The sequence below is a fragment of the Kitasatospora sp. NPDC056783 genome (assembly GCF_042789895.1).
Taxonomy (GTDB): domain Bacteria; phylum Actinomycetota; class Actinomycetes; order Streptomycetales; family Streptomycetaceae; genus Kitasatospora.
This window is the reverse complement of the sequence record NZ_JBHUAF010000300.1, coordinates 1-10,588: the sequence shown is the minus strand read 5'-3', so window position 1 is coordinate 10,588 and position 10,588 is coordinate 1. Positions and strand designations below refer to the sequence as shown.

Sequence of the window (10,588 nt, the reverse complement as noted above, 5' to 3'; positions counted from 1 at the left end):
GGGGCGGGCCTCGGAACGGTTCGTCAGACCCGGACGTCGCGGGCCAGCGCGGCCACGCGCTCCACCGTGGGCTCGGCGAGCAGCTTGGGCAGCTCGGCCATGAAGGCCGTCTCCTGGTCCTTGGTCAGCAGTTCCCGGCAGACGGCCGCGAGCATGCCGAGCAGCGACACGGAGTCCCCGCCGAGGTGGTGGAAGTCCGACTGGACCTCCAGCCGGGAGCGCTCCGCCCCCAGGGTGCGCGCCCAGATGTCGGCCACCGCCTCCTCGGTCGGGTCCATCGGGGTGAGCGGTTCCCCGTCGGCGGGCGCGTCGGCGGTCGACTGCCCGGCGAACGGGTCCGGCAGCGCCTTCAGGTCGATCTTGCCGCTCACCGTGTAGGGCAGTTCCGACACCATCGTGATGGCGGCGGGCACCATGTACGGGGGCAGCACCCCCGCCAGGTGGTCGGTCAACTCCTCCGGTGTGACGGGCGAGTTGGTCAGGGCGTAGCCGTACAGCGCCTTGCCCGACCGACCGGTCCGGGTGCGGGCGACCACCACGGCCCGGTCCACCGCGGGGTGGTCCTCCAGGGCCTGGGCCACCTCGGCCGGCTCCACCCGGTGACCACGCACCTTGACCTGGTCGTCGATCCGCCCCACGCACTCGATCTCGCCCGAGGGCAGTACCCGGGCCAGGTCGCCGGTGCGGTAGACCCGGCTGCCGTCGGCGAGGTGGACGAAGCGCTCGCGGTCGAGTTCGGGGCGGCCGAGGTAGCCGCGGGCGAGCTGGACGCCGCCCAGGTACATCTCGCCGGTCTCGCCGGGGGCGACGAACCGGCCGTCCGCGTCGAGCAGGTGCACCGTGGTGTTGTCCGCGGGCAGCCCGATCGGCACCACGGCGCCGGCGCCGTCCCGTTCGGCGTCGAAGGTGTGCGCGGTGCACCCGATGGTCGCCTCGGTCGGCCCGTACTCGTTGATGATCCGGCAGTCGGGCCCGAACATCTCCTGGGCCCGGGCGGCGACCTCCACCCGCAGCTGCTCACCGATCACGATCACCGTGCGGTACCCGGTGGGCGACAGGTCGAGCCCGCCGATCAGGTCGAGGTGGGAGGGCGTCAGGTTGAGCGCGTTGGCGCCCGACTCCTCCAGCAGCCGGCGCAGCGAGAGGTGGGTGGGGTCCTCCGGCATCAGGATCACCCGGCCGCCCGCCAGCAGCGGCAGGAAGACGGAGGTGCCGGTGACGTCGAAGGACGGCGAGGTCACCAGCGGCAGCCGGGTGTCCTCGTCCACGTCGAAGGCGCGCAGCCCCCAGTGGACGTAGTTGACCAGGTTCCGGTGCTCGATCTGCACGCCCTTGGGGCGCCCGGTGGAGCCCGAGGTGTAGATGACGTAGGCCAGGTCCGCGGGGGCGGCGGCGACGTCCTGCCAGTCCTCGGGCGCGGCGCCGTCCACGGCGAGGTCGTCCAGGAGCAGCGGCTCGCAGCCCGCCGGGAAGCACTCGCGGATGTCGTACGGCCGCTCCACCAGGCAGTGGGTGCAGCCGGCGTCGGTCAGCAGGTCGGCCAGGCGCGCGTCCGGGTGCCGGATGTCCAGCGGGAGGTAGCAGGCCCCGGCCCGCAGCACGCCCCACATCGCGGCGATCGAGGCCACCGTGCGGCCGGCGAGCAGTCCGACCACGTCGCCGGGGCCGACGCCCCGCGCGCGCAGGTCGGCGGCGACCGCGTCCGCGCGGCGGCTCAGCTCCCGGTAGCTGACCTCGCCCTCGGGGCCGCTGAGCGCGATCCGCTCCGGCGTGCGCTCGACCCGTTCCCGGAACAGCTCGACCACCGAGCGCTCGGAGGGCAGCGGGCGCTCGGTGCGGTTCCCCTCCCAGTGCCGGTGGGCGCGCGGGGAGAGCGCCTCCTCGATGGTGTCCAGGACGGCCTCGGCCCGTTCCGCCAGGCCGGGGCCGTCGTGCCAGGCCACGGTGACCTCGGTGCGGCCCGCGCTCTCCAGCAGGTTGACCTCCAGCGGGCCCCCGGGGCCCGTGGTGCCCAGCGGGTAGACCGCGTCCGCCCGGAAGTCCCCGGCGTGGAAGTCGGCCAGGGCGACGGTACCCATGTGGGAGACGTACGCGAGGCTGTTGTACCGGTTCTTCCTGGCCGCGAAGAAGTCGATCCCGGCGTTGACCAGGCGCATCACCGGCAGCGGCGTGCGCAGGATCGAGTCGGGGAACTGCGGGGCCAGTTCGGCGTCGGCGGCGAGCAGGGTGAGCAGCCGCTGCTGCACCTCCTGCCAGCCGTCTCCGGCCTCGACGTGCAGTTGGACCGCGCGGGCCAGCGAGGCGGTGGAGCGCGGTTCCGGACGGTGTCGGCGCAGGTCGACGGGGACGAAGAACCGCCCGCGCCCGGAGCCGTACGTCGTCGCCAAGGCCGCAGCCACCTTGGCGGTCGCCGCCGGGTGGCGGCCGTCGACGGCCCGGCGGCGCCAGAGCACCCCGGAGGAGCCCGGTGAGCGGCGGCCGAGCAGCGGCGCCCACTCCAGCTTCGGGTTGGGCTGGGCCGGCGGAAGGCTGTCCGACCGGTCGAGGCCCTGGATCAACTCGCTGTCGTTGAGCCGGGATTCGGCGCCGAGCGGCTTCTCGCCGCGCAGCGCCCGGAACACGTCCGCCGCCCATTGCAGCAGGCCGCGCCCGTCGGTGATGCCGTGGAAGGCCCGGAACACCACGGTGGAGCGCTCTCCCGGGAGCAGCAGCACCTCACAGGCTTCGCGGCCGGCGTCCAACGGGCGTTGCAGGGCCGGCGATCGGAGCAGGTCGCCGGTGGCGTCGAGCACCCGGACGGGCGGCGTCACGCCCCGGTCCACCCAGTGCTTGTCCTTGCGGACCAGTCGCATTCCGGGGGACGCCTTCGCGGCGGCCTCGACCGCGCGCGTCAGCTGTTCCCGGCTCAGCCGGCCCTCGCCCTCGACCACGTGGGCGACGCAGTGGCCGGGCCCCATGGCCAGGAACACCCATTCCATCGGCGAGACGGCGCGGGTGTAGGGGCGGCTGCCGGGAGAGGTCTGCGCTCTTGGTGAACCCGGTAGTTCGCCTCTGCCGGATTGAGTACTCACGATTGATCACACTCTTTTCATGGCCCGGTCAACATCACCGTGCGCGGCCAAGTAGTATGCCGGTAGCCACGCGTGACAATGTAGGCACTCGAAGTGCGCTGGAGTGCCGTCCCGTTGGCTAAACCGGGACGCTATGACCTCGCACCGGGCCCGAGTACCCCTCATCCCCCCTATGTACGGCGGGTGTTCAACTCGACACGCGGAGGGCCCCGTTCGGCCCGCCGGCCGAACGGGGCCCAGTCGTCCGCGCTCAGGCGTTGAGGTACGCGAGGACCGCCAGGACGCGCCGGTTGCTGTCGCTGTCCGGGGGCAGCATGAGCTTGCCGAAGATGTTCGAGATGTGCTTGGCCGCCGCGCCCTCGGTGATGAACAGGCGTTGCGCGATGGCGGTGTTGGAGCAGCCCTCGGCCATCAGCTCCAGGACGCCGCGCTCGCGGGCGGTGAGCGCGCCGAGCGGCTGGTCCCGCGCGTGGCTCACCATCAGCTGGGCGACCACCGCCGGGTCCATCGCGGTGCCGCCGGCGGCGACCCGGCGGATCGCGTCGATGAACTGCTCGTTGTCGAAGACGCTGTCCTTGAGCAGGTAGCCGATGCCGCCGGTGCCGTCGGCGAGCAGTTCCCTGGCGTACATCTGCTCCACGTGCTGGGAGAGCACCAGGATCGGCAGCTTGGGGATCTCGCGCCGGGCCTGGAGGGCGGCCTTGAGTCCTTCGGTGGTGAAGGTCGGCGGCAGCCGGACGTCGACGATCAGGATGTCGGGCCGGTGCTCGGCCGCGGCGGCGAGCAGGTCGGGGCCGTTGTCGACGGCCGCCACGGTCTCGAAGCCGTAGGCGTCGAGGAGTTGGATGAGCCCCTGCCTCAGGAGGAAGAGGTCTTCAGCGAGGACAATACGCACGGTATCTCCATCTTGATCACGGTCGGGCCGCCCAGCGGGCTGCTGATGTCGAGGGTTCCGTCGAAGGTCGCCAGCCGTCGGCGGATGCCGTGCAGCCCGGTCCCCTTGGTGGTGTCGGCGCCGCCGCGGCCGTCGTCGGTGACCCAGGCGTGCAGCACGGCGCCGTCGTGCCAGGCGCTGACCTCGACGTGCTCGGCCTCGGAGTACTTCAGGGCGTTGGTCAGCAGTTCCGACACCGCGAAGTACAGGGCGGACTCCAGCGGCGGCGGCGCCTCGCCCGGGATGCTCACCTCCACCTCGACCTGGAGCGGGCTGGCCAGGCCCAGGGCGCGCAGGGCGTCGGCCAGGCCGCGTTCGGCGAGGATCGGCGGGTGGATGCCGCGCACCAGGTCGCGCAGTTCGCGCAGCGCCGCGACGGAGGAGGTGCGGGCGTCGCGCAGCAGCCTGCGGGCCTCCTCCGACTCGCCCGTGAGGTGGCGTTCGAGCGCCCCGAGGGTCAGGCCGAGGCCGACCAGCCGGGCCTGGGCGCCGTCGTGCAGGTCGCGTTCGATCCGGCGCAGCTCGGCGGCGGCCGCGTCCAGGGCGCCGGTGCGGGTCTCGGCCAGGTGCTGGACCCGCAGGGCGAGCCGGGAGCTCTCGGTGGGGCCGAGCAGCAGCCGGCTGAAGTGCGCGTGCACGGTGAGGAAGAGCGGGCTGAACCAGGCCCAGGCGACGAAGAGCGCCGCCGCCGCCAGCGCGGCCAGGACGGCGGTGGGGTAGCTGTCGATCGCGACGAAGAAGTACTCGCGCCCGGTGCCCTGCGCCCGCAGGACGGGCTTCCACAGCCCGAACGCCAGGGCGAATCCTTCGAGGACGTAGTAGAGCACCGCGGCGGGCAGGAATCCGATCATGCCGACGACCGAGTTGAGCAGCAGCCAGGCCAGGTCCCGCCAGGTGGCCTGATCGGTCAGAATCCATTTGCAGCGGCGGATCCAGCCGACGATGTCCTTCTCGAACTCGTCGGGTTCCGGCTGGTACGGAACGGCGATCTCGATTCCCGACCGGGCGGCCACCCGCCGGTTGGCGTTGCACAGCCAGCGGACCCACCTGGTCACGATCGGCAGCACCATCGCGCCGATGCCGATGACGAACAGGATCACGAAATAGGCGGTGATCAGGAACAGGCAGACGGAGAGCAGGGCACCCGTCGCGATCAGCACCCCGACCGCCAGGTCGGTGCCGGCCCGGCCGAGCCGGGCGGGGAACTCGCGCAGGAGGCTCCCGAGGTTCACCCGGAGGCGCAAGGGCCCTCCCCGCGGGATATCGCCCGGCGTGACAATGCCCGCCGTAATGCGGCCGGGTCTGAGGAACGGCGGTAAGCGGAACACACCTGAACGATCGTCCATCCGTGACGGCAGTGATTTTCTGATCATTGCCACGTTACTAAAACTCAACGACCCTCGACGAGTTGATCGGTCGACGGTCGGCGAGCGGCCCGGCCGGCCGATGACATCCGGCCGGAAAACGGCTGCGGGGCCGCTCCTCCGTCCGGGGGTGACGGAGAAGCGGCCCCGGCGTGCCGGTCAGGCGGGGGACCTGGCCGTTTCGATCGGCGGCGTCCGCATCCCCCTCCAGGAGGGGAACAGGGTCGCGCCGAAGATCAGGGCGAGCGCACCGAAGACGATCGCGAGGTAGATGCCGATCGAGCCCTTCGGCAGGATCGAGTCGGCCTTCACCAGGCTGTACGGGACGATCGTGGTCGCCGAGGCGATGGTGCCCAGGACGGTCGCGATGATGGCGACCAGGGCGCCCTCGACGCTCAGCATGCCCAGCACCTGAGCCTTGGTGGAGCCGGTCAGGCGCTGGAGGCCGAACTCGCTCTGGCGCTTGCGGGTCACCGCCACCAGGCTGTTGATCACGGTGATCGCCGCGTAGCCGACGATCATGGCGACGATGGTGTAGTTCGACGAGACCAGGATCTGCTGGATGTTGTTGTTGGAGCTGGTCAGCGTCGAACGGTCGGCGATCGCGGTGCCGGGCACCGAGGCCGCCAGACTGTCGAGGCGGGACTGGATCTGGGCGTGGTCGGCGCCGCCGTCCGCCTTCACCAGGATCTTGCCCGGCAGGCCGCTGGTGGTGTGCGGGGCCAGCACGTCGGAGGGCAGCAGCAGGTACTGCTCCTTCGGGTTGTCGGCGTAGGTGGCCACGACCTTGGGCTCGGCGGCCGTGCCGTCACCGAAGTGGATCTTCAGGTTGTCGCCGATGGCGACGCCGTAGTCCTTGGCCTGCTTGTCCGACAGGGCGACGGTGTTGCCCTTCAGGTCGGCGATCGACCCGTTCGGCGAGTCGAGGGCGATGGTCTGCTGGACGCCGTTGGCCGAGACGCCGCGCAGGTCGATGGTGTCACCGGCGGCGGAGTCCACGAAGCCGATGGAGCTGACCAGTTCGGAGACGCCGGACACGCCCGGGATGGAGCGGATCGAGTTGGCCACGGCCGGCCCGAAGCCGCCGGTCGAGGAGTCGAGCACGTAGTCGGCCAGCACGTTGTTCTGGTAGCTCTTGGCCGAGACGGTGTCCTCGGTGGCCTGCATGTACAGGGTGCCGGTGGCGATGCCGATCAGCAGGATGATCGGGGCCACCGCGCCCGCCATCCGGACGTTGTTGGTGGTGGCGTTGCGCAGCGCCAGGTACCCGGACAGACCGGAGACCGCGCGGACCGGCACGCTGAGCACCGTCACGATGGCCTTGGTGATCCCCGGGGCGAGCATCGCCACCCCGATCGCGAACAGGACGGAGGCCGGGCCGGCGGTGCTCGCCAGGGACGGCCCCTCCTTCATCACCGTCACCGTGACGACCGACAGCATGACGCCGTTGAGCATGAAGAACAGCGCCAGCAGCAGGCGGGGAGTGGTGAGCCACTTGGCCTGGAAGGTGCTCTCGGCCAGCGCCGCGACCGGCTTGGTCTTCGCGGCCTTGCGGCCGGCGAACAGCGCCGCCCCCATGGCCGCCGCGATCGCCGCGACGGCGCCGACCGTCAGCGGGATCCAGCCCTCGTGGAAGACGATCTCCTCGGACACCACGCCGTTGCCGCTCAGCTGCCCGTACAGGAGCTTGCCGATGAGGAGGCCGGGGAAGACCGCCAGGGCGGTGGCGATCACCGACAGCACGGCGGTCTCGCCGAGGATCATCCGGCGCACCTGCTTGGAGGTGGTGCCGATCGCCCGCAGCAGGGCCATCTCGTGCGCCCGCTGCTGGAGCGAGAGCCCCATCGTGGAGGCCACGCCGAACATCACGATCAGGACGGCCCAGCTGCCGAAGATGGCCGACAGGATGGTCACGGTCTGCTGGCTGGACAGCACGCCCGGCAGGTCGGCCAGGCCGCGCCGCTCACCGCTGAGCACCATCGCCTTGCCGCTGACCGCCGCGCTGACGTCCTTCTCCAGCGCGGCGGCGTCGACGCCGGCCGCCGGCTGGACGCCGATGGAGTCGAACTTTCCCTCGGCCCCGGCCAGTTGCTGCGCCTGGGCGTCGGAGAAGAACAGGCTCGGCTTGATCGTCCCGCCGGTGTTGTGCTGGGCGATGCCGGAGACCGTGAAGTTCCGGGCCGTGCCGCGCACGTTCAGCTGCACGCTGGAGCCGACGCCGGCGCCCGAGTCGGCCGACAGCTTGGAGTCCAGGACCACCTGGTTGGCGTTCGGGGCCTGGCCCTGGGTCAAGGTGAACGGGGTCAGTCCGGCGCTGGACCAGTTGTGGCCCTTCGAGCCGGCGTCGACCGCCTTGCCGCCCACCACCACGGTCGCGGGGAAGGTCAGGTCGGTGATCGCGTTGCCGACGCCGGGGACCGCCTTGACGGTGTCGAGCACCCCCGCGTCGATCCGGTTGCGCTCGGTCAGCGCGGTGTCGTCGTACGTCTGCTCACCGGTCACCACGAACGGGACGCCGGCGAGGCGCTGCGGCGGGGCCGCCATCCGGATGCCGGTCTCCATCAGGCCACCACAGGCCATCACGATCGCGGCTCCCAGGAACATCGCCACGAAGGTGGCGATGAACCCGGCCTTGCGGAACTTCAGTGTGCGAAGAGCCAGCATCAGCATCAGCGGCCACCGCCCGACAGCGTGGGCTCGTCGTCCCAGGCACCGAGCCGGGTCATCCGCGCGGCGACCGCCTCGGCGGTCGGCTGCCACAGCTCGCCGACGAACTGGCCGTCCGCGAGGAAGACCACGCGGTCGGCGTAGGAGGCGGCCACCGGGTCGTGGGTGACCATGACCAGGGTCTGGCCGCCGGCCGTCACCGACTCGCGCAGCAGGCCGAGCACGGCCGCGGCGGTACGGGTGTCCAGGGCGCCGGTCGGCTCGTCGGCGAAGACCACGGCGGGCCGGGTCACCAGGGCGCGGGCGATCGCCACGCGCTGCTGCTGGCCGCCGGAGAGCTGGCCGGGCAGGTGGTCGAGCCGGTCGGCCAGGCCGACCCGGTTGACCACCATCAGGATCTGGTTCTTGTTCGGGCGCTTGCCGGCCAGCTGGAGCGGCAACATGATGTTCTGCATCACCGTCAGCGCCGGGAGCAGGTTGAACGCCTGGAAGATGAAGCCGATCCGGTCGCGGCGCAGCTTGGTCAGCGACACCTCGTCCAGGTCCGCGAGGTTGGTGTCACCGACCAGCACCTTGCCGGAGGTCGGCTGGACCAGACCGGCGGCGCAGTGCAGGAAGGTGCTCTTGCCGGAGCCCGAGGGGCCCATGACGGCCGTGAAGCTGCCCGTCTCGAAGGTCATGCTCAGTCTCTTGAGCGCGGCCACCTCGTTGTCGCCTTTGCCGTAGATCTTCTCGACGGCATCCAGACGCACGGCCACTGTCCGCTGACCGTTCTCCTGAGTCTGCACTGGAACTCCCACCCGGTTAGTCACGCACCTCACGCGAACTGGTGACAACGTTAGAAGCGGCGGCGGTTCGGCACATTGCCATTGGTTGGCGTATCGGAGGTAGAACTTTCTCTACCTCCGCGACGGAGGTTCTTCCACCGACCCAAGCCGCTTCCGGGAACCCGGGGGGGCGCGACGCCGACGGCTTCGCGCCCCTGGTCAACGACCCTTGACGCCGGGCCGGCGCGCGGGTCAGCTCCCGGTGCTCCCGAGGCCCGACAGCCATTCGTCGACCGCCGCGGCGGCGTCCGGCGCCGACTCCTCCAGGATGGTGAAGTGGGTGCCGGACACCTCCCGCAGCGTGTGCTCACCACTCCACGAGGCCCGCCAGTCCTCGGTGCCCGGCGCGTCGGTGAAGGACCGCTCCGGGCGGACGAAGAGCACCGGGGCCGACAGCGCGCCCGGCAGGCAGTCCGTGATCAGATCGCTGTAGCGGCTCATCGCGGCGAGCCGGGCGGCGCTGAACCGCCCGAAGGAGGACTCCCGGTCCAGCATGCCCCGGAACATCTGCGGCCAGAGCTCGTCCTGGCCCTCGCCGTCGGGCAGGTAGGTGTCCAGCAGGACGACCCCGGCGGCCGGGGTGCCCGCCTTCTCCAGCACCTCGGCGGTGGCGTGCGCGAACTGGCCGCCGGAGGAGTAGCCGACCAGGACGAAGGGCTCCCCCGCCGCCGCGGCCAGCACGCCTTCGACGAACACCTCGACCGCGGCGTCCACCGAGCGCGGCAGCGCCTCCCCCGGTCCGAAGCCCGGCACCGGCGGCACCACCACCTCACGGCGGCCGCGGAAGTGCGAGGCGAACCGGGCGTACTGGTGGGCGCCGCCGAGCGCCATCGGGGAGGGGAAGCAGATCAGCTTGGGGCCCCGTTCGCCCTGGGCCAGCCGGACCGGCTCGGCCAGGTGCCCCAGTTCGGCCGCCGAGGAGAAGGCCGGCAGGATCTCGGCGACCGCGTCGAGCAACGCCATCCCCTTCATCATCCGGCCCTCGGCGGCGGCCCGGCGCAGCAGTCCGCTGATCGACTCCAGGTCCTCGGCGGCGTCCTCGCCGGCCTCTTCGGCGGGCGCGGAGCCGCCGTGGGCCAGCTCGGCCCGCAGGTGGGCGGCCAGGTCGGCCGGGGTGCGGTGGTCGAAGACCACACCGGCGGACAGGGCCAGCCCGGTGGCCGCGGAGAGCGCGCCGCGCAGCTCCGTACCGGAGACCGAGTCCATCCCGGACTCCAGGAAGCCGGCCTGCGCCTCGATCGCCTCCGCGTCGGAGTGGCCGAGGATGGCGGCGGCCCGGCCGCGGACCAACTCGACCAGCAGCTCGTGCTGTCCGGCCTCGTCGAGCCCGGCGAGGCGCTCGCGCAGCGGGGCCGCTCCGGACGCCTCGGCCCGCTGCTCGGGGATGTCGAGCGCGCCGACGGTCAGCGGGACGTCGGCCGCCAGCCAGTACCGCTGGCGCTGGAAGGCGTAGGTGGGAAGTTCCGCCCGTTCGCCGCCGGGGAAGACCGCCCGCCAGTCGGGCGTCAGGCCGTCCACGTAGAGCTGGGCGACCCCCGTCAGCAGGGTGGCGCTCTCCGAGCCGTGCCGGCGGCCGAGCGGGACGAACACCGCGTCCGGCGCCTGGGCGTTCTCCCGCGCGAGTCCGGTCAGGACGGCGTCGGGGCCCAGCTCCACGAACCGGGTCACCCCCGCGGCCTCCAACGCCCGCACACCGTCCGCGAACCGCACCGCCTCACGGACATG

General features: G+C 71.9%; 6 protein-coding genes. All 6 read right to left on the bottom strand.

From position 1 onward, the window contains the following. Positions 1-23 precede the first annotated feature (23 nt). A complete protein-coding gene (locus ACFRMQ_RS30785) occupies positions 24-2,978 on the bottom strand; it encodes an amino acid adenylation domain-containing protein (protein ID WP_380733977.1) in 2,955 nt (984 codons plus the stop codon). A gap of 343 nt (positions 2,979-3,321) precedes the next feature. After that, a complete protein-coding gene (locus tag ACFRMQ_RS30780) occupies positions 3,322-3,966 on the bottom strand; it encodes a response regulator (RefSeq protein ID WP_380733976.1) in 645 nt (214 codons plus the stop codon). Then, a complete protein-coding gene (locus tag ACFRMQ_RS30775) occupies positions 3,930-5,249 on the bottom strand; it encodes a sensor domain-containing protein (RefSeq protein ID WP_380733975.1) in 1,320 nt (439 codons plus the stop codon). The genes ACFRMQ_RS30780 and ACFRMQ_RS30775 overlap by 37 nt, the downstream gene beginning before the upstream one ends. 279 nt (positions 5,250-5,528) lie before the next feature. Next, on the bottom strand, positions 5,529-8,033 hold the full coding sequence (locus ACFRMQ_RS30770; RefSeq protein WP_380733974.1) for an ABC transporter permease: 2,505 nt from the start codon (positions 8,031-8,033) through the stop codon (positions 5,529-5,531). 5 nt (positions 8,034-8,038) lie between these two features. After that, positions 8,039-8,824 carry an ABC transporter ATP-binding protein gene (locus tag ACFRMQ_RS30765; protein ID WP_380733972.1) on the bottom strand — a complete coding sequence of 262 codons (786 nt, stop codon included), beginning with the start codon at positions 8,822-8,824 and terminating at the stop codon, positions 8,039-8,041. Between the two features lie 231 nt (positions 8,825-9,055). Then, on the bottom strand, positions 9,056-10,588 hold a 1,533-nt coding region (locus ACFRMQ_RS30760; protein ID WP_380733971.1), incomplete at its 5' end, for an alpha/beta fold hydrolase.